Here is a 25002-nt window from a genome sequence, read left to right as displayed (position 1 = left end):
CTTGAAGCGGATCGTGTCGAAGCCGTCGTTTTCGCCTTCAGTGTAGTTGATGAACACTTTTCCGGCTTCCCTGCCGTAGAGATAGACATCGTCACCGGCGTAGCCCCGAAGATGTTGCCAGCTGCCGTTGCCCGCACCCGCGTCGAGGATGTCGTTGCCGTTACCGGCAAAGATGTAGTCGTTGTCGGCTGAACCGACGATCAGACTATCTTGAGACGTGCCCCACAGATTGATGCCGTTGCCGTCGTCGCGTACTTTGATCTCTTTGACAACGGTTCCATCGGCAAACTCGAACCGCTCGATGTGGTCGCCCAAGTTGGCGATCCGCAATTCGCCGCTGTCGGTGCCGTCGTCCCAGCGAATGCAGAGCGCCTCACCGTCGGCGTTCTCCACCGCTCCTCCATCTGTGTAGTCATGGATGGCAAACGTGACGTCCGCCAAGGTCAGATCCTTGAAGCGGATCGTGTCGAAGCCGTCGTTTTCGCCTTCAGTGTAGTTGATGAACACTTTTCCGGCTTCCGTGCCGTAGAGATAGACATCGTCACCACCATAACCGCGCAAATGCTGCCAGCCCGATCCGTGTCCCGCATCGAGGATGTCGTTGCCGTTACCGGCAAAGATGTAGTCGTTGTCGGCTGAACCGACGATCAGACTATCTTGAGACGTGCCCCACAAATTGATGCCGCTGCCGTCGTCGCGTACTTTGATCTCTTTGACAACGGTTCCATCGGCAAACTCGAACCGCTCGATGTGCTCGCCCAAGTTGGCGATCCGCATTTCGCCGTTATCGGTGCCGTCGCTCCAGAGAATGCTGAGCGCCTCACCGTCGGCGTTCTCCACCGTTCCTTCATCTGTGTAGTCATGGATGGCAAACGTGACGTCCGCCAAGGCCAGATCCTTGAAGCGGATCGTGTCGAAGCCGTCGTTTTCGCCTTCAGTGTAGTTGATGAACACTTTTCCGGCTTCCCTGCCGTAGAGATAGACATCGTCACCGGCGTAGCCCCGAAGGTACTGCCAGCTGCCGTTACTCGCGCCCGCATCCAGAACGTCGTCGCCAGTGCCGCCGTACAGATAGTCGTCCAGTTGCGTTCCGACCATGTGGTTCGACCCGTCCGCATCGGCCGCCCAAAGCTTAACCCAGCCATCCTCGGTCGGACTGATCTTGCGCACCGCACTGCCATCGGCAAACTCGAACCGCTCGATGTGCTCGCCCATGTTGGCGATCCGCAATTCGCCGCTGTCGGTGCCGTCGCTCCAGAGAATGCAGAGCGCCTTACCGTCGGCGTTCTCCACCGTTCCTTCTTTTGTGTAGTCATGGATGGCAAACGTGACGTCCGCCAAGGCCAGATCCTTGAAGCGGACCGTATCCGCCGTGCCGTCGTTCTCGCCTTCAGTGTAGTTGATGAACACTTTTCCGGCTTCCCTGCCGTAGAAATAGACATCGTCACCGGCGTAGCCTCGAAGGTACTGCCAGCTGCCGTTACTCGCGCCCGCATCCAGAACGTCGTTGCCCGCGCCTGCATCCAGAGTGTCGTCGCCAGCGCCGCCGTACAGATAGTCGTCCAGTTGCGTTCCGACCATGTGGTTCGACCCGTCGGCATCAGCCGCCCAAAGCTTAACCCGACCATCCTCGGTCAGACCGATCTTGCGCACCGCACTGCCATCGGCAAACTCGAACCGCTCGATGTGCTCGCCCATGTTGGCGATCCGCAATTCGCCAATGTCAGTGCCGTTGTCCCACAGGATTCGCAGCGACCGTCCGTCAACGTGCTCGACTGTTCCCCCTTGGGTGGCATCGTGAACATCGAACGTGACGTCGGCCAGGTTCAGTTCCTTGAACCGGACCGTATCCGCCGTGCCGTCGTTTTCGCCTTCCGAGGAGTTGATGAACACCTTCCCGGATTCCATTCCGTAGAGATAGACATCGTCGCCGCTTTGGCCGTAAAGGTATTGCCAACTTGTGCCACTGCCTTCACCAGCATCCAGGACATCATCACCTTCACCGCCGTAGAGCCGGTCGTCACCGCCTCCGCCAAGCAGCGTGTCATGGCCACTGCCGCCATAAAGCTTGTCGTCGCCTTCGCGGCCCTTCAGAACATCATGGCCATTACCTCCGCTTAGGAGGCTGTCAACTGAGTTTGCCTCTAGATAGTTGTCGCCACTCGTTCCGTATACGACACGAAGCGGTGCCGCCACCTCCGTATCGTAGATCTGTATATCCCGATATCCAGTTTCAGGATCGTAGATATGGAGCTTGCTGTGACCTTGATTGCCATTGTTGTGCGCGTAAAACTTAAAGTTGACGAAGCCGGTTTGCGTGGCACTGTAAGTTCCCGTGATTGGTGTGTCGTCATCATTGTCAAACAGAACAAACTGATTGTCGACATAGAGAAGACCGGCATCGTCTGTATCTTCCTTGAAGGTATATGTCGTGCCTTCAACCACGAACATCTGGCCTTCGTAGACATAAAGGTGATGCTCTTTGCCCGTATGATTGTTGATGCTTTGCGCTTCGACCTGCCAATTTGGCGCACGTGAACTTTCCAGGGTCAGGAGTTGCTGCGCGCTCGCAGTGTGAATGCCGTTGTTTTCATAGCTCGCCCATGTCACATCAGTCAGATAGGCATCACTGTCTACGTCGCCGACAGCTGTCTGGAAGGAGTCCAAATGCCCGATCCAGTAGCTGTCGCCATTGTCGAAGGCGACGCGGTCGATGCGCTTGGCGGAGTTGGTGAACCAATCCTTGACGATGATCGACCCTGTCAGCGGAGCCAGCCCGTCTGCTGCAGCGGCCGCCTGCTCTGATGAGTTCTCAGCATGAAACTCGATCTTCAGGTTGTTGCCCGAGCGGGTCAGCTTGAGATCTTCCAGCTCGATCCCCTGCCCGAAGCGCAGCGTGTCACCGTTGGACCCACTGCCCGTGTCGTTGATCGTGTCGTTTCCATCGCCACGGTTGTAGACATAGATGTCGTCCCCGGCGCCGCCGTTCAGCGTGTCGTTGCCGGTGCCACCGACCAGAATGTCGGTATTGCTGCTGCCACCCAGCGTGTCGTTGCCGGCGCGGCCGAAGAGAGCGTCGTTGCTGCCGATGCTCAGGGTTTCACCGGCGTCGGTTCCAACTTTGACGTCGGCCTCGTCCGTTGCCATGTCGAAGCCGCTGACGCCGAAGGAGGCCCTGAGGGCGTCCTCGGCCACCTCCGGCAACAGGAAGACATTGTGGTTGTTGGTCTCGCCCTGGCTGTTGCCGACCACCAGATGCTCGGCACTTTCCGACAGTTCGGCAATGATCTGGGCCCGGGTGGTGCTGCCGGACAACTCGGCCAGGTGTTCAGCCAGTTCATCCAGCGTCGGTTCCCGGCCGAAGGTGTTCTGGTAGGCCCGAGCGATGAAGCCTGTGTCGGTGAGGTCGCCATAGCGGGCGCTGTATTCATCCGAGGACAACAGCGCATCCGCAAGATCCGTCAGGTTCAGCTGACTGTACTTGGTGTACTGGACCAGAACCTCTATCTCGGACAGATCCATGTCCCGGTCGAGCACGCTGTCATAGATCCGGGCAGCCTCTGCCAGGAGCCGGGCCTTTGAAGCCGCATCGAACCGCTCTGACCATGTCGTGGTCACGCCGTTCTGGGTGGAACGCATTTCCCAGGTCTCAAAGCCTTGCGCGTCCACCTTGTGCGAGACAGTGATATGAGCTTCGCTCGCCGATGCCGTGACACCGTTGTCCCAGTCATAGCTGCTGTTGCCGACCGGCGAGCGGCTGATCGTCTGGGTGACCCCGTCCCGGAAGATCGTGGTGGTCAAGCCATCGGAAGAGGTTTCGGTGACGGACGTCTTTGCATCCGCCATGGTCTCGCCGTAACCGGTTTCCGTCACGGTGCGGCTGCCATCGGCAGCGGTTTCGCTCACCCTGACCTTGTCGGTCTTGTGATCGCCGTCAAAGTCGAAGGTTTCGGTGACCGTGCGCCCGTCCGCACTGACGGTTTCGACATAGCTGGAGCGCAGGCTGCCGTCGTCGTGCCAGTCCCGGCTGGTGGTGGTGCGGCTGCCATCAGCGGCAAAGACCGCCTCTGTCTTGCCCGTGCTGTCGGTCTCGCCGTCGCCGTCGCTATCGACGCTCGTCTCGGAGGTGTAGCCATTGGCCGAGGTCACCGTGGTCGAGGTGAAGGCCAGGCCACCAACGGCATTGCTTTCTTCAAAGACACGAACCTCATTGCCGGCGTCATCGTAGGAGACAGTCGTCTTGCGGGTGATGTCAGCATTGCCGTCACCATCGACATCGAGGCTGTAGGTCTGCGCGGTGCCATTGGCCGATGCGGTTTTGGTGATGATTGCCTCGGCAGGGCCGTCGACACCAAAGTCCGTCCAGGTGGTTGCCTCGTTGCCGCTGAGATCGATTTGGGTGTTGATTTCCAGATCCGTGCCGCCGTCGCCGTCCTTGTCGACAGTCGTGGTAATCGTGCGTTCGTCTTCGGTGACGACCGTCTTCGATTGACGCAGCAGATTGGTGCCGGATCCGTATTGACTGACCGTTTCGGTGCTGCCGCCGGCAGCGCCCAGCTCCACGGTGGTGGCCCGGTCCGCATCGCCATCGCCGTCAAAGTCGCGGCTTTCGGCGACGCTGAGACCGTCGCCGCTGGCGGTGCGGGTCGCGCTGCCGACCACGTTGTTGTCATCCCCCCGCGAAGTCCAGGTCTCCACAGTCGAGCCATCATGGACCAGATCGGTGACCTTGGTGGTGATGAAGTCGTTGCCCGCAAAGCCATCGAGATCGAGCGAGGTCGTCGTCTCATAGCCATCGTCGGACAGCAGAACGTGTTCGCGCGCGAGCAGGCTCCCCTGCCCGGTCTCGTGGGTGATGGTCCGCGTGCTCGTGCCATCGGCGGCAATGCTGGTGACATCGCGCATGACCCGGTCAGTGGATTCATTGCCGTCAAGATCGAACGACGTCACTGTCTCCAATCCGTTGCCGCTGGTCCTGGCCGTGGTGCGGGACAGCAGCTCGTCGGTTTCGGAGTAATAGGACGAGACAGTCGTTGTCGTGCCGTCATCGTCCAGTGTGGTCTCCATCACCTGATCGTAAGTTTCGTTCCCGTTTAAATAGACCTTGCGCGAACTCGACTTGCCGTCGCCATCAACCGTCTCGACGGTTTTCCTGAGCAGCGAGCCATCCCGTACTGCCGCCGTTTCGGTCGTGGTGACCGTGCCGTCATCGGAAATCACCCGATCGCTAACGGTTGTCAGGTCGTTGGCACCATCGCCGTCGAGGTCTTCAACTAAGTCTGACCGCAAGCCGTCGTCACTGAGCGTTGACACCGTGCGGCCCTGCAGCGTGCCGTCCTTGCCCTCAAAGCTTGTGGTGACGGTCTCAGAGCCGTCGGCGTTCAGCGTCCGAACTGTCTCGGAGAGGGTCTCGTAAGTTTCGTCACCGTCCCGGTCCGTTTCAGTTGTAGTGGACAAACCGTTGGCGCTGGTGATTGTCCGGCTCTGGCTCTGCAGGTCGCCATTGGCGGCCAGGTGCTGCGTTTTCGTCGTCGCTTCGCCATCGTCGGCAATCGTCTGCGTGGTTATTACGTCAATCTCGCCGTCACCATTCACATCGGCTTTCGTCTCGATCGAACGGCCATTGTCGGAGACGGTTTGCTTGGAACTGCTGCGCAGGGTTTCGGAGGCGTCGCTGAGCTCGGTCGTCGTCACCGTCGAGCCGTCGCTCTGCAGAACCCTTGTCACCTCCTCGATCAGATCATCGGTGTCGTCGCCATCCGTATCAGTTCTGATAACGGTGACCAGCTGATCATCGCTGATCTCGGTTTGTGTGCGGTTCAAAAGAAGGCCGCTCTGGGAGCGGCTTTCAACGGTCCGGGTGGTGCCACCATCGGCGTCCAGCACAGTGACATCGGAGACAATGCGCTCATAAACACCGTTTCCATCCGCATCGATGCTGGTCTCGGTGACGAGGCCATTGTCGCTGACATTGACCGTACTGGTGCTGCGCAGGGACTGATCGCCATTTTCCGTGCGCTCTACAATTGTCCGGCTGCCATCGGCATTCAGCACCGTTGTGCTTTTGACTGTGACATCGGCAACCTGATCGCCATCGAGATCCGTCGCCCGGCTGCTCACCAGGCCATTGGCACTGGTACTGGTTACAGCCTCGCCGAGCACCGTGCCGTCATTGCCGTAGGACGTCTCGACTACATTGATCGCGCCGTCGGCCCCTTCCGTGCGCTCCGAGATGCTTTCCGCCTTGCCGTCACCGTCCCGGTCCGTCGTCACCGTCCGGGTGCGCCGGTCGGCGGTGTCTTCGACAATTGTCCGCGACAGCAGCGAGGTTCCGTCACCGGCATAATTCGAGGTCGTACGGGTCGTGCCGCCATCGGCCTCCAGAACCAGGGCCTCGACAGTCTTTTCCTCGATCTGGCCGTCCCCGTCGACATCAACTGTCGTCGTCGTGGTCAGGCCGTCCGCGCTGGTGACAATGGTCGTAACCGTGCGCAGCGAATTGTCTTGATTGTCAGTGGTCACGGTCCGTGTCGAACTGCCGTCACCATTGACCGTGGTGACATCTTTGACCGTGACATCAAAGTCGCTGTCACTTTCACCACTGCCGTCCAGATCGGTTTTTGTTTCCGTTGTCAAACCATCTGCGCTGGTGGTTGAAACCGACTTTGCGTTGACCGAACCATCCGCATTGCGCGACCAGTTTGTGGCAATTCGTTCCTGGGTTGTAGCGTTGACCACGACAGAAGACACCAGCTCCTTTGCCTCAAGGTTCCCATTCTGGTCCAGGTCGACAAAGACCTCCTGGCTGACCTTGTCGGCCCCCAGCGTTTCCTTGCGCATCGTGCGCACCGAGTCATCGTCATTGATCTCCGTGACAAGCCGCTCGCGGCTGCCATCCGCATGAACCGTGGTGGCGTCGACCACCGTGAGATCAAAGTCCTCGTCGCCGTCCAGATCGAATTCGGTGGTTTTGCTCAGCGCGTCTTCGGACTGGACTGTGGTCGATGAGCTCCTGAGCGAGCCATCGTGGTTGCGGATGGTCAACGTAGAAGTGGTCTGGCCGGTCGGGGCAACAACGATGTCGAGGATCTCATGAGTATCGTCAACGCCGTCACCATCGAGATCGCGCAGGATCTCCTTGGAGCGGTTGTCTGCGCCGACCTCTTCGGTGACATGGGATCTCAGCGAGCCGTCCCGGTTGGTGGTGGCGATCGTTTCGGTGCGGCTGTCGTCGGCGTGGGTGGTGACCGTGTGGTTGACGATCGTGTCGGAGAGGCCATCGCCGTCGAGGTCCGAGCCGTCGATGCGCACAGAGCCGTTGACTGACACGGTCTCGCTACGGCGGGTGATCTCCGAGTTGTCATAGGCCAGATCGGTGATGACGATGGTCAGGCTGCCGTCGGTGAAACTGCGGTTTTCTCGTTGGTCGAACCAGCCGCCACCGGAAGAATCCCGCAAAATGATCTCTTGGGATTCCTCATCGATTTCTCCGGTCAACGGGTTTTCGAATGTCGTGGTTTCTGTGCGCGAAGTCAGAACGGCAGTCGCCTCATTGCTGCCGGCAAAATTGCTTTCCGTTTCCACGCGGCTGCCGTCGGCGTTTTTCACCGTGACAATCGTCTGGATACGGTCGGTCACCCCATCGCCATTGTCGTCATAGCGGTTGGTGATGGAGAGCCCGTCGTCACTGGTGACCGAATGGATTTCGTAGGCCTTGCTGCCATCGGCCGCATAGGCGGTCGAGACCAGCGTCCGGGTGCCGGACCCATCGACAGACTCCACCTGTTCAACCCGGTGACCTTGCGCTTCCGCGGCCAGCAGCATGTCGCCAACCGTGCCGGTGGTTCCATCCGCCCGCTTGAACGTCGTCTTGCCGGTGATCACCGAGCCGTCACTCAGCTCGATATTGGTCGCATCCGCCGTCAGGTCGATCTCGGTGATGCCTCCACCAAGTTTGGTATCGGATAAGGTATATGAGGTGGTTGAACCGTCCTCGTTGGTCACCATGACCTTGAATTTGCCGAACTCGTCGTCGCCGGCATCCAGGACACCGTTGTTATTTGTGTCGAACACCGAGGCCAGCGCCTCCAGGTCGCTGGTTGCCGTCGGGTCCCACTCGGTGAACACGAACTGGCGCTTTTCGGTGATTTCGTCGCGGCCGTCAGGGTCGTAAAAGAGGATGCCATCGCCCTCACCCGCCCAGGCCGTGCGGTGCAGAAAGCCGTCACCGCCGGTATCCATGAACACAGTCGACCGGTCCAGCGCCGTGACTTCTATGCCGTCGCCGTCAAGGTCCAGCAGAACCGGCTTGCCGCCGCCACCGCCATTGCCCCCGGACTCGCCGTCGCTGTCCTTGTTCGAAGACGATTTGTTGGTATTGAATTCGCCGTCTCTCTCCGCCCGGCGGAATTCGCGGGCATCAACCTCGCCATCCCGGTCGTAATCCCCGGTGCCAATGCCGCGATCACTCGTTGATTGGGATCGGCTGGTATCAACGCGAGAACCTTCCGAGTCCCGGTTGGAGTTCTGGTCGCCGCCGGAGGAAGCTGCGTTTTCTCCGTTTCGGATGTTTTGCGCAATTTTAGCTTCCCGTCTGGAAAATTCTCTGGGGTCTGTAATGGGCTCAGACGTCGCGCCGCCTCTATGCAAAGTATACTCACGCCAGGAAGCGTAATAGATGTCCTTGTTACTAAATCCACCGTCCTTTGCCATACCGAAAGCCAGTGAATCCCCATGGGCATCCGGAGTGTTTCTATAACTTTCAGGTAAACCAATCCGAAAGTTGAGGACATCCTCTCCGTTGAGGGGCACATGGCTGCCGTCCATCAACTCGACAGTCGCGGTTCCATCGCGGCTTCGCCAGCTTTCGTACTCGAACCCTTCGCCATTACTCCAGGAGTCGTTATGCACCCGCACCCCGCCGGCGACATAGGTATGAAAGTCCTCAACCTCAAAATTGTAGGTTTTCCAGCCTTTCTTGTAGACCGGCTTCAGTACCAGATTGCCGTTTTCAGGATATACGTAACCTTCCGCTTGCTCGAACATGTCGGCAGTTGCGGCGGAATAGACAATGCGCTCGGAGGTAACTTCAACCTCGGAGCCGTCGGCAAGAACGACAGTACCCTTGCCGCCTGTGACCAGGCTCTCGATTTCCTTGAAACCGCCATGTGCAGCCAGGAACTGGTGGCCCGGAGTCGTGACGAGTTCTTTTTCTTCACCGCCCTCGACCCAGGTCAGGCGCAACCATTCTTCGGTGATGTTCTCAAAAATGCGAACGACCTTTTGGGGGATCAAAGCACCCTTGCCGCCTTCGGTTAGCGGGTCAAAGGAGAGAACATGGTCTCCGGGTGCAAGGCTTCTTATTTCTGCCTGTTCTCCATTTGCCAACCAAACGGGCGTGTCCGGTGAAAAACAACGATAAAGGTTGTTTCTGGCCTGCGCTTCACGAATCTGGTTTTGCAACTCCTCCCAATCAACGACCCTAATATTCGCTCTGACCGGGTTGCCGATTAAATTGCCATTTACGTCGTATCTGCTGGTAACTGTATTGATGTAATCAAATCCGTCTCGGTAACCCATTTTTTTATAGGTTGTTACCTCATAGGTTCCGTCGCTCTTGTAGGTTGTGAGACTGATTCGGTTGCCGGGCGAATAGGTATTCGGCCCAGTGGGATCGGGTAAATTGTCTACTGCAGATCCACCGATTATTCCAGCAGCCACTCCTAGCAAACCGCCAACCGGACCGCCGACAAGTGTACCTACAGCCGCTCCCGAGACGACACTAGCGCCAACGGCCAACCAATCTCGGACCGTCAATCCATCTTCATCAAAGTACCGAACGCCTAAATCAATCGGTACGGCTGCCTTGCCAGCTAGTTTACCGACATGCCTTGTGCCGTTCATGTAGTCGTGGAAATAACCACTAAATGAAATTGCTGCCCCTGCTTGGCCTTTTACTGTTTCAAAAGCATATTTGTATGGTGTATGATCTGAATGACCTTTAGGTCTTGGAAGATAGACTCTTATTCCGCCATTCGTTGTCAAGTCATGAACGATAACGCCACCACCAAAAACCTCTTGCGTTTCCCCAGCCATGAAATTCCCTCCTTAGATAATTTTGTTTTTGACTCAAGCTAAGTAGAACAAATCGACCGAAAAGTAAGTCTGAAGATTAATTAAGTAATTATTTGCGTCTTTTTATGAATCTTGAGATGAAAATAACTGAGAAAAATATTGCAAGCAGGATAAAAACAAAATTTCCTTTTTCCATGTACTTTGAATCAAAGCCAAGTAATTTAAATAGTAAAAATATTGCAAGCAGAATAGCAAAAACAATTACTTCCTTCTTTCCTACTTTATCTTTATTGCTCATGATAATACCTAGAAGTTGCCTGTTGAGTAGTTGCCGCCAATCGTCTTCATCCCGCAGCGTCGGAAGAACCTGTCCGCTTCCTCTACATCCACACCATTGGTGACATGCACCAGCAGATGTTCGCAGTTGCGGGTCTTGGCCCAGTGACGCACCGCCTGAACAAGGCGCAAGGCGACATTGCCGCCGAGCAGTGTTCCCGAAAGTCTCTGTGAGACGTTCAGCGTCTGCACAGTGGCGATCAGTGTTCCGGTGCCCAGAAAATACTCGCCTGCGTGAACTGACGCAAAGCCATAAAGGCCGTCTTCTGAGAGAGGGATATCTGAGCCTGAAACCGCATAAATCAGACCGTTCCGATCCGGCTGCGCCAATGCCCGGTCGATAATCGCACGGGCCTTGTCTTCCGAAAACGGGATGTCCCGGAAGATCGTGTCCTGATGGGCTTCGTGGGCAAGATGGATACCGGCCCGGTAATCCTCTTCCGAACCGTTCACCAGTCGAACCGTCAGGTTTGTGTGTTTGCTTTCTGATGAAACCGCATCTGCTGAGGATGAAGGGCTCACTTCCGACGACGCCACCTCATTACGAGCGGCCACCTCAGACACCCAATGTTCAGGTTCGCTCGATGGCCCTGCCGATCCGGCCGGTTCCTTGTCGTCTCTTTCCACTTTGCCCCTTGTCGTGACACGGATCACACTCAGTGCAATCCATGCCCCCTGCCCATCGGAGCCAGTCGGCAATGACCGCAAAGGCTCCACTATTCCAATTCCTTGCCACGAAGTGCCTCTTCTCCGCAGCGGGCAAACGTTAACAAAATCTTGCGAAAAATCACAAGGAAATAATGCATGCAATGGTTGTGAATCTACATGCCGTGACGTCTGCAAATGATTGCGGTCAGCGGGTGGCCAAACTCAGCTCATGAAACGCCTGTACTTGCCAGCGCTCTTCTTCTTCGTCAGGAAGACCAAAGCGCACATCAAAAAGGTATTTCAAATTAATACGCTTAGGTTTAAGCGAGTGCTCGGCGATGCTACCGTTGTTACGCTTAAGTTTGATTTCCCCAGCAAGTGTAATAGTTGGACTTCGCTTATCGGCTTCAATCAATGACCGATTATTTTGAGCTCACGTACTCTGTTTTATCGCAATAGCCGGGGCACATTGCCGATTGTGATCGGTTTCCCAACGTAGAGATCTTGTGTGGCATTTATAGCAGTTTTTGCAGGCGTGTATGTCCTAATTGAAGCCGCAGACTGAACGGTGTCGATCCGCTGGTCGAGTTGACTTGGGCCCTGAAACAAATCGTCGAGCCCAAGATCATACGGATCAAAACCTGATGCCATGGTGTTACGCTGCAAAAGCAGCACATCAGGTGGGGATGTAAGCCAACCGGCCAAGCGGATCTGCAACCGACAGAAACAGATGAATCCAGAAGCTTGCCCTCGGTCAAAAGACGAATTCAGGCAAGCCAACTTTTGAGTTCACCTAGTTGAGAATTTGTAGCTCTGTGTCAGAGTTTCTTGCCTGATGTCAGACTTAGCCGACGTTAGACCAACTACTGTGAGAGTCAAAGCTAGAAATACCAGCCCTGAGAAGCGTTTGAGCGAATTCATAGCATTTCTCCGTATTTTTCGTAGAACTGAAAGAGTTGTTCTTTACGAAAGCGACGCCAAACGTGACGCTCCCAATCGATTAAGAGCTGACCAGCTGAGATTTCGTACCCGCCGATCTCCGTCTTTCCTTGTACCGTTCTGTAAATCACTTCGATGTCCCAGAACTTCGTGAAGTGCATAGCGTCCTGAATTTCTTTGATCAGACGATTGGCAGAAGTTCGAAAGCTTGCTTTCGACGGATCGTAGATGTGAGCTGCTAACTCCTTGAGAGATAGAGGTGTTTCACCCTTCAGATGCTTTCGAGTAACAAAGCGGGTCAGTGACGCCACCTTCTCGCTAAACGCTACCTCGAAGTATCCGTCAATCTCGGGACCAAGCAGAGGATCACCTTCAATCAGAAACTCGTTCGCCCAACTTCGCGCGAACTTTTCAAGTACCGCCCCCTGCAATCTGATGCTTCTGGAATCCAATTGGAGTAGCCCAACTTCTAGGTCCAGTTGACAAAGTCACGCAAACCAGTGACACACAGCTGCCAGACTCAGGAGCGCGGCGAAGGACGCTTTGATCTTGCCGTAACCGGCGAGCTACGCAACGGCTCCGCTCAACAGGCCTTGACCACAAACCCAACATCAGAAACATACATGCACAAATCCTACGCTTGCACGGTCCAGATCAAGAGGCTTGACAGTTGCAATGCAGCAAAAGAGGGTGAAATTCCGCAAAGGGAAGAAAATGAATCTGAAAAAAGAAATAAAAACCTTTTGTGCCAAGGCAGGAATTTGGCGAAAGGACTTGTTCGGTCGATGGCCATACATGCATACCCCGCTACAAGTCGCTAAACTCGTTGAATTGGCAGTCGAAACTCGGCACATCCCAGGCAACTATGTTGAAGTAGGTTGCGCTTATGGTGCTTCGACCGTGCTTCTTATGAAAACCTTCGATGAGCTTAGTGTGGCCAGGAAAGGCTATGCGCTCGACACGTTTGATGGCTTTGTGGAATCTCACGCTAGCTATGATATCGAAACGCTAGGGAAAAATCCGTCGCTCCGCAAATCTTTCAGAAACAATGATCAAAGCTGGATGAGATCGAGTCTTGACGTTTCCGGCATTGACAATGTCGAAGTCATAAAAATGGATGCAACGAAATTCGATTACAAACGATGTGGGCCTATCGCTTACGCACTGCTCGATGTTGATATCTACCTGCCAATTAAAGATATCCTCCCGAAGCTCTATGATCAACTCAGCGACGGAGGAATTATCGTTGTGGACGACTGCGTGCCCGATCATCCGTACTGGGAGGGAGCTTACATTGCTTATCGTGAATTTGTCTCAGAAATTAACTCAACGGAAGAAATTGTTTCCGGTAAACTCGGGCTTATTCGCAAGCCTCAGTAGGGTTCCCTTGTCTTTTGGCCAATTACGGAAAAGATCGACGCAGGCAAGTTGATTGGCAATTTCACTTAGGCTCTTTTGACGAAGTGGATTTCCAAATCAACTGAGCTGTGATTCAAGGCTGTCTTTTAGGAGGTAGGCTTGGCACGTGGCGATTTGACAGATGCAGAATGGGAATTGATCGAAGCGTTGCTTCCTTCAGAGCGGGGTCGAAAGTCCCGTCCGGCACAGGATAACTGTCGTTATCTGAACGGCATGTTGCATGTCTTGCGGGTTGGCTGCCCATGGCGGGACATGCATGAACGCTACGGAAAATGGAACTCAGTCTATGTTCGGTTTCGCCGGTGGGCGGAACAAGGCGTATGGGACGAATTGTTGGAAACGCTGGTAGATCTCGGGCTTACCGATGACTGGCAACACATGATCGACAGTACCACAGTCCGCGGCCATAGTCAGGCAGCAGGCGCTAAAGGGGGACTCATAAGGAGGCTTTTGGTCGATCACGCGGCGGCTTTACGACGAAAATCCACGCCCGAACTGACGGTCAAGGACGCCCTCTCGGCTTTGTCCTGACAGGCGGCGAAGCATCAGACAACAGCGCCGTTCCCGCCCTCTTGGATATGCCTTTCCGCAAGCCCCGGCTGTTCCTGGCTGATAAGGGATACGATGGTGATGCCGTGCGCCAAAGCCTGCTGTTGGCTGGCATCAGTCCCGTCATTCCGCCAAAGTCAAACCGCAGGGAACTTATTCCCTGCGACTTCCGGACCTACAAGGACAGGAACCGGATCGAGCGAATGTTCAACAAGGTCAAACAGTTCCGCAGGATCGCCACCCGGTACGACAAAACCAAAGCGTCCTTCGCTGCGTTCCTGAACCTAGCTGCTATGCGTCTGTGGCTGAGAGACTTTGTCAACAGACCCTAGGTCATCTGGCCAAGGTTCACGATTCCATGCGTAATCTCTCAGATTAAGTTCCTCGATCAAAGCATCAAGGCGATCTTCTCGCCTGTAAAATTTATCCATGCTTCGCTCCTCGCGACCCGTTCAGGCAAAATCATAGGAGGCTGGCATCCGAAATAGAAGGTTGCCGCTGATCAGGTAGCAAGTTGCTACCTGATTAGGAAGGGCGTGGTGCAGAACAACGCGCCCGTCCTTTTCCCCTTCTAGAGTTACGTAAACTCTTGCATTTGAGCTGTAAGCTGAGCTTCTGCCCAGGCGGTCTTGGCATCCAAAGAGTAGCCCGACCCGGTTTCGGCATGAGCCACGACACGAAGACTGACCACGAACTGGTGCTCTACGATCGCGCCGCTCGGCAACGTGATGTGGACAGATTTCTACCACGCCCACATAAGCATTTTTGCCGTGAGCGGAAACCATGTTGATCTTCCACGAGTCTTCGACAAAGTAGCGATCCGGTGGAGCCGAGATCCACTGTTCGCGATGCGCTGTCTTGCCTTTGTCGTCGTTGGGCGGCTTGCTCACCTTTCCCGACTGAATGTTGATCGGGCCAAAGGTTTCGTCGTTATCAAAGGACATTGCTTCTTTCCTCTCAGTATGTCCTCAACGCGTGATTGCGTCGCGGCACACCCAAGAAATACTCAGAAGCGATGCCTGAGATCAGATATCAGCTGTGAAACGTCACTCCGCGTTAGGTAGCGCCATGATCCCCCGGCACTCCTTACTTTTTGGCAGCTTGGCAAAAGTGGAAGGTACAAGGGAGTCACTCGAAGTTTTGCATCCAATGGCGCTCTTGCGCCCGGCTTTCCGTTCTCTTGGTGCTCTTATAGAGCCGGATAATTCCGGCGTATCAATGTTCTCAATCCGGACCCGTTCAGAGCCGGACTTCATCCCGATCAGGAATGAATCACCGTCCCGGACCCGAAGTCGTTCCGGCTGGCAAGCTGCGGCGCAAAAGTAGACAGCGACGACGATATGAGAGGCCATTATTAGAAAGTCCGATTGATTGGCAATTTTTCCGACTTTTCGGAGTGAGTTAGTGTGCTAGAACAAAAAGAGAACATCCGTAAATGTAGGAGCTCCGGCAATGCACAGAACTCGACGCGGACATGTGAACGTTTCGGCCGCACTAGAGGAATTGAGAATTGGGCGCAAGGGCGCTGTCCGGGTGAAAACCGAAGCTAAGATTTATTCCGCGGAGGCCCGTGCGGCTGATGATGTGCTCGATAAGATCGATAAGCTAGCGCACGAGCTGACCGGGGATCCAGAGCACTTTCATACGCCTGTCGCTCCGGCCAATCCGACACTTGGTTCGAGAAACGCAAAGCCGAAGACATGACATCTAATCCTGCGGCGGAGCTTCCCGCCTCGAGGTTTCAAGAAATGCGGCGGCCTGGACGCCGAGCGCGACTGCCAAGGTATGGAACGTGATGACTGTCGGTGTTCGCTTTCCTCGTCGTAGATTCAACTAAAAGTTTATTTGTTTTGTCACTGATTTGCGCCTTGGACTGTTCTACCATTGCGCGCAACTTTCGGAGATTCGTGATTCCTTGAATTGTCAATGTTCTTTGTGGTGAACCGCTTCTAAGTGCTTCTTACAGTATTCATCAATTTTATAATCTATTATCGCCTCGTAAAATCTTTTATTGCCTATTAATTCGAAAAAGCGCAATTAATACAATTAACTATGCCATATTTCGAGCGTTACCAATTCGCTGAAGTTGGACATTTGGCGCTATTTTTTTCCGAAAATCTCGTAAAATCTACTATCGGCTCTATTTGGCTCGTAAAATCTCGTAAAATATACGTATGCCTAATATTGGCTTTTATTGACTGCTTTTGAATTTTATTAAATGGAAGGTTAGGACGGCAAGATAGAGGAAGTGGTACCACTTCCAAGGCGCAATCCATTCCCTCGATTCTTCGAAACTTGTTAGAATTGCTGACTTATTCGCGCACTGCGCTCAACGTTTCCGCCAAAGTCGGCGGAATTTAACGTTTTGTTTTCCTTATGAAAAATATGAACCTGGGAGTGTGGAAAACTGAAATACTTTGGGGCTTAAAAGTATATACAAGAGCGCGCATAGGTAGTAGAAAGAACCTGTGAAGCGGCTCGGACGACCTTTTGTGGTGATCAGATCGTCCGAGCCTAGCGAACACCAAACCTAACTTGATGCTCGCATAGGAGGTAACACAAACCACCTTGTAGGTTGTATTGGTCACACTATCCCGCGAAACGCGTGCGTCTAGTGGTACTTGAATCGCTCACATCTGTGTGACCGATACACCATCTTTTCCACATTCAATAGTCATTAGTAGAAGGGCGCTCTGCTTGGCAGGGCGTAAACGTCGAATGTCGTCTGCGCATCCGAAGCGGGCATCGAGGGGTCAATCGCGCCTTGAGTTTATGTCCAAGAAAGAAAAAATCGCGGAAGTAGCCGGGCAGTACCCGAACCTCAAAGAGGTCTGGACCGCCCTTAAGGAACAGGGCGTTGTCACCATCGCCTATTCCACTTTCTGCAATGTGTACCGGGAAGTTTTTACAGACGCTCCGGATACCAAACCCACCTCCACCGTGCAGCCAGCAGAACCGGCAAAACAAACCGTTGTCTCGCAGGCAGAGCCAAGGACAAGAAAACCTATCCCGGCTGTAACCCCTCCTTTCAAAATGGCTACTGAAGCGGAGGTGAATAAGAAATGGTGAAGACCGTTCACATCGTCATGCAGGGCAAAGGTGGCGCAGGCAAGAGCCTCACGTCTTCCATGCTCGTTCAGTATCTCCAGCACGCAGAGCATGATGTGCAGGGGATCGACCTGGACCCGACCACCCCGACCCTTTCCGGCATCAAGGCATTGAACGCAGTGCCGATCCAGATCATGGACGGCGACGATATCAATCCGCGCCACTTTGATGATCTAATGACCCGGATTTTTGAGTCCGGAGACGACGCCCACACCGTGATTGATACAGGTACGTCCTCATTCATCGCGACTTGCTCTTATCTGTCCGAGAACAACGCGTTCGACCTACTGCAGAATTTTGGCGTCAGGGTTTTCATTCACTGCCCGGTATGCGGTGGCGCAGCGCTCGATGACACATGCACAAGCCTTCTTTCCATCCTGAGCCACTTTCCTGATGTCCCGGTTGTTGTCTGGGTCAATGAATTCTTCGGTCCTGTCACCAAGAACGGCAAGAGCTTTGAAGAAAGCGCGCTCTATCTCGAAAATGCGGACCGAATTGCAGCCGTGATGACGCATCCCAAGGTCCAGGCCGGAACCTTCGGGGAAGATATCCGGGCGATGATGCAGGCCAAGATGACCTTTGCAGAGGCCATTCAATCGAATGATTTCAATGTCATGGCCCGCCAGCGCCTCAAGATCTACTGGACCAAGGCAGTTGATCGCCTGGACAACGCCGCGTTCCTTGTACCTGCCGAGCTGGAGGCCGCCGAATGAGCCTTGCCGTCGCAAAGCGGGCCGAGCCCGTCCTTGAGGAAGAGCAGTGGAAGCAAATGACGCTCGACGAGGCGATAGAGGTTGCACATAGGGAAACCGGGGTTTCCTATCAGAAGGATGATCCTGTGTTGGCGGTGGTGGCAATCTTGAACACCTTTGGGGAACGCCTCAAGGGACTTCTGGCAGACGAGCGGAAACGGATTTCCGATCAGTTCCAAAACGATGTTTCCGGGGTGAACGAAGCCATTGACCACAAGGTCAATGACATTGCGACCACCATTCACAAGGTCGCGGAAAATCTCGGCAACGACAACATTCAAACGGTGGTGAGTGCGGTCGCACAACACGCCGTTGAGTCCGACAAGATCACTCGGACGATCCGCAGAGCCTTCTATGGCTTCAGCGCACTTGCCTTCGTCAACTGGATGGCCGTGGTGGCCTTCTACTTCATCCTAAAATAAGGGGTTTTTCAAAATGAACATCGTCAAGAGACTCGGACTCCGTCCAGCGTTTCCCGTAAAAGTCGATTTGAATAAAATTGCAACCAAATTGTTTCTTGCAGCTTCGTTGCTGTTTCCGGTCCGTGCCATGGCACAGGACTGGTCCGCGCCTGCTACCGGAATGCTGGAATCTCTTGAAAGCGGTTTGATCAACATCGCCGCTCCGGTGATCGGTGTCGGCGTCATCATCTATGGCATTTGGGCCATGGTCACGGGCCGCATCGACATTATGCGACTTGCTCAGTTGGTTGGTGCCGGAGCTCTCGTAATCTTCGGACCTACCGCACTTCGCGCACTCCTGTCGGCAGCTTGAGGAGACGCGAAGCATGAAAGCGCAAAGCCCTATCGCACTCCACATCCAGGAGCCGATGAAGATCCTCGGCATGCCACCGCTCCACGCAGCCCTGGTGATGATCGGCGAATTGCTGCTCGCAACCACTGGCGGGTTTCTGGCCGGGAATGTGGTGGGCTTTGCGCTTGTCGTTGTCACGACGCCCCCGGCAATCGCCTGGATCATTCTTCTCAGACGGCGCGAGCCACATTGTGAATCTCTCCTGCTCCACCCGGCAACGTTCTTCCAGGCGAAGAAAGTCCGCCGTCTGATGGCCGGTTTCCCGCTCAAAACACCAAAGAAAAGGAAAGCTAGCTAATGCTGCTTGGCACCCTCATGACAGGCGTTGCCGCCGTTGGCGCCGCGGCGCTGGTAAGTTCCAAGAGCCGCAAATACCTGCTTGGCGAAGTGGAACAGGACTGGCTTGCGAACGAACTGGAGTTCGACCAGCTTCTTGCCGACAATCAGACTGTTTCTCTGAAGGACGGCTCTTTTTGCCGCGTGTTTTCGCTCTCCGGTCTTTCCTATGAGACCCGGAACATCACCGAACAGGAAGTTCTCGCCAAAGGTCGCGCCAGTACCTTCAACCAATTCCTAAGCGCTGGTTCCACGTTGCGCATGTTTGGCATCAAACGGCGGCGCGATGTGAGCTTTCGGGCCGAATGGCCTTCCGTCACTCTGAAGGAGGTCGGGGACGCGGAACAGAGGCTTTACCAGAACGCTTATTCACTCGTTTGGTATCTGGTTCTGACTACCAAGACTTCCGGCGAGCTGGAAAAGACCTCACGCGGTCTTATGAGCGGCTTCAATGACTACAACGTGCGTCCTGTCGAAGCCGCCCAGGAACACGGCAAGCCTTGTGAGCTGACCCGCGTTCTCAACTATCTGGTTTGCGGTGAGCTGATGCCGAACCTTGCGCGGCTCAGCGCCGGGATCAGCGCCAACCTTCCCGCGTCGGACATTCATGTTTCGACTGATGGCGCAATCGATACATTCACACCACACAAGACGTTCAACCGCGTCATTGCTGTGCGCGGCTGGCCGGAAAACGTTTCCGGCATGCTGGTTTCTCGGCTTCTGGCTTTGTCCGGAGAGATTGAAGTCTGTCAGGTCATCAAGCCGCTCGACAATACCAAACAAATTGCCCTCTTCACCCGTCAGATCACCGAGCAAAAGCACAACTTTTTCGGAACTGGCGCGGTTCTGGCCGAGCTGGAAGCGGTCAACGAGGACTTGCTTAACAACGCTCATCAGCTTCAGGAAACGCAGTTCCAAATCACGGTTCGCTCTCGTGACGAACATGAGCTTGCCTCGCTGATGGATCAGGTAACCGCACTCCTCGACAACGCGCGGATCCGCTATTGCATCGAAACCGTTGGAGCGGCAACCGCGTGGTTCAACCGCATGCCGGGCCGGGACAAGCTTCTGCGTCCGTTGAAGATCACGGAAGGCAATGTTGCGGCCCTGTGGCCATTCCAGTTCTCACCGATCGGTCTTTGGTCCAGCCCGTTGGGTGACCGCCCCGTGCGTCTGTTCAAGACACCGACCGGCCAGAACTACGCGTTCCAGTTCCATGTTTCCGATAAGCCGCAGTCACCGGGCAACTATCTGATGTTTGCCCCGACTGGTGGCGGTAAATCGACTTTGATCCTTCACCTTCTGGGTGGCCTCGCAAAGTTCCACGGTGTGCGGAACTACGTCTTTGACTCCAAGGACGGTGCCCGCTTCATGATCGAAGCATTCGGCGGTGTTTACCAGGGCTATGAAGAACTTCGCCTGAACCCGCTCGATATCGATCTTGCCGATAAGTCCGCCCGTCATCGTGTCCGCCTGATCCTGCAAGCGATGCTTGGGCAGGGCTTCGATGAGGACATGGACGATTATCTGCATGCCGCGCTCGACATGGCCGCGGAGCTCGATCCGGGCTTGCGCATGCTCGATAATATCTATGGCGCAGCTTTCCCGGCACAATCCGAAATCCGCCGCGCCTTTGCAAAGTGGGTGAACGGTGAAGACGGAGCAGAAGGCCAGTTCAGCCACGTCTTCAATGCGCCGCGCGATCAGATCACCGGATTTCTGGAACAGTCCTTTCTTGTCGGCATCAACATGAATGAGGCTCTGATGGATCCGGTTCTGGGTCCGCCAGTGGTCGCGCATATCTCCGCTGCGATTTCTGCGGCAGCGAAGAAGGGGGACGGCGGCTTTTCCATCTTCATCGATGAGGCCGCGAACCTGCTTCGCAACAACGGTTTCCGCTCCGTTGTCCGGGAAATGTACCAGGAATACCGGAAGCTCAACGGCTTCGTTGGTCTGGCCTTCCAGGAACCGGGTGCCTTGCTCGAATTCGACGGCGCCAGTGCCATGATCGAAAACGCGCAAACGCTGTTCTTCCTGCCGAACAGCCAGGCCAAGCTTGAAAATCTGGAACCCTTCAACCTGTCCCCGGAACAGATCGCATTCATCAAGGGTGAAAGCGAAATGAAGGGTGGCCGTCAGGTGCTCGTGGTCAAGCGCTTCGAGGCCGCGAACTTCAACGAAAGCACGATTTTGGACGTGGACCTGTCGGGCCTTGGCGATGCCTTGCGCTTCTACCGCTCCGGCCCGTCTGCCGTCCAGGACCTCCTGAACACAAAAAACCAATGGGGTGACCAATGGCTTGCAAAACTCTGACTTCCGCTCTCGCTGGCCTGATGCTGGCATCCGTTTTTGTGTCGCCGGCACAGTCCGCAATGGCTGTGATCGACGTCAAGGGAATTGGCGAAATGCAGAAGCAGCTCGCCAATATGAAAGAGCAGCTTGGCACGTTGAAGTCGCAACTGGATACGGCCAAGGAAAGCCTTTCCGTCGTGACCGATCAGTTGAAGGTGGTTCAGGAGGCAAAAGGGATTGCCGATGAAACCCTGTCTTCCATTGGTGAAATCGGCAATCTGTCCATTCCGTCCCTGAATTTCCAGTCGCTGGCCTCAAGCGTTTCCGGCGACATGGCGTGTCTCATTCCGGATTACAAATCGCTGATGCCTTCCATCAAGATGGAAGACGTTGACTTTGGTTCGATCTGTGAACGCGGCAACGCCTATAAGTCCGGTCTCGTCGCCACTCCGGACTCTCTTGCTGAAGGCACTTGGGAAGAAAAGACAAGCATTCAGAAGTCGGTCCATCAGAACCGGATTGCGACGATTACGGACGCCACGATCAAGGGCTTGGCTCAATCTGACGAAGCCCATGAAACTGCGGTCAAAACCCTTGAAACCGCGCAGGAATACAAAAGCGCCGGTCAGACTGCAGAAACGATGCAAGACCGCCTGCAGGTGCTCATTGAATTGCAGGTCGCCCAGCTTGTCACGTCCGCGCAAACCAATCAGATCCTCGCGCAGCTCCTGAAAATCCAGGCATCGGAATCACTCAATAACGGCGTTCCGATTGCCAGTGAAGTTGCCGAAGACCGCAAATACAGCGGTGAAGGCGAAGGGGAGGAATAAGCGGTGGCAACTTCTTCCTGCAACATCTGTACGATTTTCACCGCCTATCAGAGCCACGCGGAGTCAACGCTCGATACGCTTGTGAATGCGGTCTATGGACCTTTTCAGGCGATCATTATCGGCATCGTCGGAATGTGGGTCGTCTGGATCGGCATTCAGGTGTTTGTCGGCACCCTCGATCTGGCCGGAGCTCTCAAACAGGTCTTTTTCCTTGTCCTTGGTTTTGGCTGTTTCATCGGCTTGAAGGGCGGCCTTATCGGTGAAGCCTTCAATGTGTCGGTCAACATCATGGGCGGCCTGTCCAGTGAAATCATGGGCCAGGGCGGTTCTGGCCTTTCCGGTCTCGATGCTCTTTTGCAAGGCGTTGAAACAGGAATTGGCGGCGTCTTCCAGATCGCAACCACGATCATGGGCGCGGGTGGCTGGACGGATGCCCCGAAATACATCCTGTACGGCGTGGCGCTGCTTCTGCCCTATGTCATCCTGCTCGTTCTCTTCCTCGCACACACCGCCGTTTCCCTGTTCCGGCTGACGCTCATTCTTGGCGTTTCTCCGTTCCTTGTCGGAATGGCGGCGTTCCCGTTTGGCCGCAATCTGATTGGCGCGGGCGTGCGCACTATTCTCGGATCGATCGTGACGATGCTTTGCGTTTCGATTGTGTTTTCGCTGGTGATCGCGAGCGTCGAAGGTCTCGGAGTGACCGGGGACGCCACTCAAAATGCGGAAGAATACATCGACCTCACAAGTGGTTCGTTCCTTCTCGCCATGATCATGGGGTGGCTTGGCGCGGCTCTGATTTCCGAAGCGGTCAACATGGCCGGTCAGGTTTCCAGCTCCGTCCTTGGAACTGTATCCGCTGGCATCATGTCAGCCGGTGCAATGCGGGGTGCGTCGATGGGTGCTTCCGCTGGACGGATGGCGGCAGGCGCGGCAGGGCGCGTTGGCGGTTTCATGCATGACAAGACATGGGCGTCAGCCGCGCCCAGGCCCGGCGGGATCATCGAATCCGGCGGCAAGTAATTCCTCCCCTTCTCTCTCAAAAGTTCTTCGAACAATGAAACACCTCAGACTCGTTTTGTGCCTTGGTTTCCTCGTTTCCGGCTGTGCTCAGGTGGAAATGCCGATTGAGCCCGATGGCATCGACAAGATGCGCAAATCCCCGTGCGCTTGCGCGGAAATCGAATTCGAACCCGGTTCGTTCGAGTGGGTGGAGGCCGCCTGATGGCAACCATCACTCTCCCCAAGTCTGAGGTTGCCGAGGTCAAACCGGAACCGAAGCACGCCAACATTTTGAAGGCTGATCCGTTCGCCTACAAAACGGCTCACCGGCGCATGGCATGGCTGTTGCGCCTGTCGGTTGGAACAAACATCGCCCTGGCGGTCTGCGTGGTCGCAGCCCTGCAGGCGCTCGTTTCCCTTGTTCCCCTGAAGGAAACGGAAATCGCGCTTCTTCGCGCGGATCCGAGCGACGACCGGATTTACCGCGTTGAACCAATTTCCGTTGAGGTCGATGGCTTTGAGCTGATGCTTGAGAAGCTGGCCCGCCGCTATGTGCGCCAGATCCTGACTGTTGACGACACGACCCAGAACACCCGGTTCAAGGAAGTTCGGACCTATTCCGATCCTGATTTCTTCAACTCGTATGTGAAGGCGAACAAGAACGCCATCGAGGAGGCAATCAAGGACGGCCTCAACCGCTCGATCACTGTCAAAGGCGCCTACCAGGTCGATGCCTATGACGGTGTTTATCTCTACGTCGTTGAGTTCCTTCAGACCGACAAGATCGGCAAGGAACGACCGAAGCGCCGCCATCTGCGCGCCTTCCTGGAAATGACCCCCCGCCCTCAAGACGTCAGCGCCACCGAACGGTTTGAAAACCCCCTCGGTATCCGCGTCCTCGATATGTCCATCAAGGAGCAAGCTTCGAAATGATCGCTCGTTTTCTCACCGTAACAGCAATGTTAGCTGTTTCCTCTTCCGCTCTTGCTCAAACACCGCTCAACCGCGGCCCGGCAACTCCGGGGGCAACGCCGAACACCCCGACACAGCGTATTACCGCCGCAAACGATGTGGTCACGTCCACCTTGCCGGTTGGTTCCGTCACCCAGGCGCAGGCACAGGCAGGAGGCAATTACGGCCCCCTCGCCCGGCCCTCTTCTGTCGGCGGGCAAATTCAAGAAGCTTGGTCACGTCCCGGCAAGAACCAGGGCATCCACGTTGAGAACTTTTGCGGCGATTGCGTTTATAAAGTCCGCCTGCGCCAGTACATGGTCAGCGCGATCCAGTTGCCGCACGGCATCAAGATCAAGTCCGCCGACCTTGGCGATGCGTCCCGTTTCGAGGTCAAGAAGCGGTCTGACAACACGCTGGCCGTGAAGCCGACCGGCGCCGGTGTTGATTCAAGCATGATCGTCTACACCGACGACGGCGACGTTTATTCCTTCTATCTCAGAGCCGAAGGCATCAACTCCAAATCCGTTCCGGATCTTTCCTATCGCATCGTTGGGCCGAGCTCGCCCGGCATGACCTTTGTCGAGTTCGACGCCAAGGGCAATCCGATGCCGACCGCGAACACGGCGGTTGCCACCCATGGCTCTAATGACTTCCTGCAAACCGCAAAATTCAATCCGGCTGCACTGCGCGGCTGGAATGATTACAAGCTTTGGGGTGACCGGAAGCTGCGTCCCGAACAGGTCTTTCGCGACGACAATTTCACCTACATTCAGTTTGGCGACAAGTGGAATGACCTGGAGCTCCCGACCGCCTATGTCGTGGTCGATGGCATTGACGAGCTGGTCAATACCCGCGTCCAGGGCACCACCTTCATTGTCGAAAGCACCCACCGCCTGATCACTCTCAAATCGGGCCAAGCCTTCATGTGCATCCAGTACAAGGGGGCGAAATAA

19 protein-coding genes are annotated in these 25002 nt (G+C 55.2%); 14 read left to right on the top strand and 5 right to left on the bottom strand.

The window, feature by feature from the left end; genetic code table 11:
• The 4 genes from ABLQ08_RS27630 to ABLQ08_RS27615 all read right to left on the bottom strand — a co-directional run.
• A partial coding sequence (locus tag ABLQ08_RS27630) for a DUF4214 domain-containing protein (RefSeq protein ID WP_352949299.1) occupies positions 1–9387 on the bottom strand: 9387 nt, incomplete at its 3' end.
• 993 nt (positions 9388–10380) lie between these two features.
• Entirely contained in the window at positions 10381–11109 is a 729-nt protein-coding gene (locus tag ABLQ08_RS27625) for a hypothetical protein (protein WP_352949296.1), read from the bottom strand.
• A gap of 154 nt (positions 11110–11263) precedes the next feature.
• Positions 11264–11473, bottom strand: coding sequence for a hypothetical protein (locus ABLQ08_RS27620; RefSeq protein WP_352949294.1), 210 nt, complete (start codon positions 11471–11473; stop codon positions 11264–11266).
• 502 nt (positions 11474–11975) lie between these two features.
• Positions 11976–12428, bottom strand: coding sequence for a hypothetical protein (locus ABLQ08_RS27615; RefSeq protein ID WP_352949292.1), 453 nt, complete (start codon positions 12426–12428; stop codon positions 11976–11978).
• A 232-nt stretch (positions 12429–12660) separates the two neighbouring features.
• Here ABLQ08_RS27615 and ABLQ08_RS27610 point away from each other — a divergent pair, with 232 nt between their 5' ends.
• Together ABLQ08_RS27610 and ABLQ08_RS27605 are read left to right on the top strand one after the other, a co-directional pair.
• Entirely contained in the window at positions 12661–13377 is a 717-nt protein-coding gene (locus tag ABLQ08_RS27610; protein ID WP_352949289.1) for a TylF/MycF/NovP-related O-methyltransferase, read from the top strand.
• 138 nt (positions 13378–13515) lie between these two features.
• A protein-coding gene (locus ABLQ08_RS27605; RefSeq protein ID WP_352949286.1) for an IS5 family transposase occupies positions 13516–14297 on the top strand; the annotation gives its coding sequence in 2 pieces (ribosomal slippage) (positions 13516–13846 and positions 13846–14297; 783 coding nt in all).
• 120 nt (positions 14298–14417) lie between these two features.
• Here the strand turns inward: ABLQ08_RS27605 and ABLQ08_RS27600 are convergent.
• On the bottom strand, positions 14418–14909 hold the full coding sequence (locus ABLQ08_RS27600; RefSeq protein ID WP_352949283.1) for a hypothetical protein: 492 nt from the start codon (positions 14907–14909) through the stop codon (positions 14418–14420).
• Between the two features lie 508 nt (positions 14910–15417).
• Here ABLQ08_RS27600 and ABLQ08_RS27595 point away from each other — a divergent pair.
• The 12 genes from ABLQ08_RS27595 (at position 15418) to ABLQ08_RS27540 (ending at position 25002) form a co-directional block, all read left to right on the top strand.
• Positions 15418–15669 carry a hypothetical protein gene (locus ABLQ08_RS27595; protein WP_352949280.1) on the top strand — a complete coding sequence of 84 codons (252 nt, stop codon included), beginning with the start codon at positions 15418–15420 and terminating at the stop codon, positions 15667–15669.
• A 1014-nt stretch (positions 15670–16683) separates the two neighbouring features.
• Positions 16684–17034 carry a TraK family protein gene (locus ABLQ08_RS27590; protein ID WP_352949277.1) on the top strand — a complete coding sequence of 117 codons (351 nt, stop codon included), beginning with the start codon at positions 16684–16686 and terminating at the stop codon, positions 17032–17034.
• Positions 17028–17786, top strand: a complete 759-nt coding sequence (locus ABLQ08_RS27585) for a conjugal transfer protein TraL (RefSeq protein ID WP_352949274.1) — start codon at positions 17028–17030, stop codon at positions 17784–17786. The genes ABLQ08_RS27590 and ABLQ08_RS27585 overlap by 7 nt, the downstream gene beginning before the upstream one ends.
• On the top strand, positions 17783–18247 hold the full coding sequence (locus ABLQ08_RS27580) for a hypothetical protein (protein ID WP_352949272.1): 465 nt from the start codon (positions 17783–17785) through the stop codon (positions 18245–18247). The genes ABLQ08_RS27585 and ABLQ08_RS27580 overlap by 4 nt, the downstream gene beginning before the upstream one ends.
• 67 nt (positions 18248–18314) lie before the next feature.
• Positions 18315–18599: a TrbC/VirB2 family protein gene (locus ABLQ08_RS27575; protein ID WP_352949269.1), complete on the top strand. Its 285-nt coding sequence runs from the start codon at positions 18315–18317 to the stop codon at positions 18597–18599.
• Positions 18600–18612: 13 nt separating this feature from the next.
• The gene (locus ABLQ08_RS27570; protein WP_352949267.1) at positions 18613–18936 is read left to right on the top strand and encodes a hypothetical protein; all 324 of its coding nucleotides are present in this window, start codon (positions 18613–18615) and stop codon (positions 18934–18936) included.
• Positions 18936–21287, top strand: a complete 2352-nt coding sequence (locus ABLQ08_RS27565) for a VirB4 family type IV secretion system protein (RefSeq protein ID WP_352949264.1) — start codon at positions 18936–18938, stop codon at positions 21285–21287. Before ABLQ08_RS27570 ends, ABLQ08_RS27565 begins: the two co-directional genes overlap by 1 nt.
• A complete protein-coding gene (locus ABLQ08_RS27560) occupies positions 21269–22096 on the top strand; it encodes a hypothetical protein (RefSeq protein WP_352949261.1) in 828 nt (275 codons plus the stop codon). Before ABLQ08_RS27565 ends, ABLQ08_RS27560 begins: the two co-directional genes overlap by 19 nt.
• 3 nt (positions 22097–22099) lie before the next feature.
• Positions 22100–23116 carry a type IV secretion system protein gene (locus tag ABLQ08_RS27555; protein WP_352949258.1) on the top strand — a complete coding sequence of 339 codons (1017 nt, stop codon included), beginning with the start codon at positions 22100–22102 and terminating at the stop codon, positions 23114–23116.
• A 34-nt stretch (positions 23117–23150) separates the two neighbouring features.
• Positions 23151–23318, top strand: a complete 168-nt coding sequence (locus ABLQ08_RS27550) for a hypothetical protein (protein ID WP_352949255.1) — start codon at positions 23151–23153, stop codon at positions 23316–23318.
• Positions 23318–24028 carry a VirB8/TrbF family protein gene (locus tag ABLQ08_RS27545; protein WP_352949252.1) on the top strand — a complete coding sequence of 237 codons (711 nt, stop codon included), beginning with the start codon at positions 23318–23320 and terminating at the stop codon, positions 24026–24028. Before ABLQ08_RS27550 ends, ABLQ08_RS27545 begins: the two co-directional genes overlap by 1 nt.
• The gene (locus ABLQ08_RS27540) at positions 24025–25002 is read left to right on the top strand and encodes a TrbG/VirB9 family P-type conjugative transfer protein (protein ID WP_352949249.1); all 978 of its coding nucleotides are present in this window, start codon (positions 24025–24027) and stop codon (positions 25000–25002) included. The genes ABLQ08_RS27545 and ABLQ08_RS27540 overlap by 4 nt, the downstream gene beginning before the upstream one ends.

The organism is Roseibium sp. SCP14 (genome assembly GCF_040329475.1).
Classification (GTDB): Bacteria; Pseudomonadota; Alphaproteobacteria; order Rhizobiales; family Stappiaceae; genus Roseibium.
This window is presented reverse-complemented; position numbering and strand designations above follow the sequence as displayed.

What these genes read in the sequence shown, in the direction of transcription:
- ABLQ08_RS27600 (WP_352949283.1), bottom strand. Translation starts at nt 14,909, where the DNA reads ATGTCCTTTGATAACGACGAAACCTTTGGCCCGATCAACATTCAGTCG.
- ABLQ08_RS27595 (WP_352949280.1), top strand. Translation starts at nt 15,418, where the DNA reads ATGCACAGAACTCGACGCGGACATGTGAACGTTTCGGCCGCACTAGAG.
- ABLQ08_RS27590 (WP_352949277.1), top strand. Translation starts at nt 16,684, where the DNA reads ATGTCGTCTGCGCATCCGAAGCGGGCATCGAGGGGTCAATCGCGCCTT.
- ABLQ08_RS27585 (WP_352949274.1), top strand. Translation starts at nt 17,028, where the DNA reads ATGGTGAAGACCGTTCACATCGTCATGCAGGGCAAAGGTGGCGCAGGC.
- ABLQ08_RS27580 (WP_352949272.1), top strand. Translation starts at nt 17,783, where the DNA reads ATGAGCCTTGCCGTCGCAAAGCGGGCCGAGCCCGTCCTTGAGGAAGAG.
- ABLQ08_RS27570 (WP_352949267.1), top strand. Translation starts at nt 18,613, where the DNA reads ATGAAAGCGCAAAGCCCTATCGCACTCCACATCCAGGAGCCGATGAAG.
- ABLQ08_RS27565 (WP_352949264.1), top strand. Translation starts at nt 18,936, where the DNA reads ATGCTGCTTGGCACCCTCATGACAGGCGTTGCCGCCGTTGGCGCCGCG.
- ABLQ08_RS27560 (WP_352949261.1), top strand. Translation starts at nt 21,269, where the DNA reads ATGGCTTGCAAAACTCTGACTTCCGCTCTCGCTGGCCTGATGCTGGCA.
- ABLQ08_RS27550 (WP_352949255.1), top strand. Translation starts at nt 23,151, where the DNA reads ATGAAACACCTCAGACTCGTTTTGTGCCTTGGTTTCCTCGTTTCCGGC.
- ABLQ08_RS27545 (WP_352949252.1), top strand. Translation starts at nt 23,318, where the DNA reads ATGGCAACCATCACTCTCCCCAAGTCTGAGGTTGCCGAGGTCAAACCG.
- ABLQ08_RS27540 (WP_352949249.1), top strand. Translation starts at nt 24,025, where the DNA reads ATGATCGCTCGTTTTCTCACCGTAACAGCAATGTTAGCTGTTTCCTCT.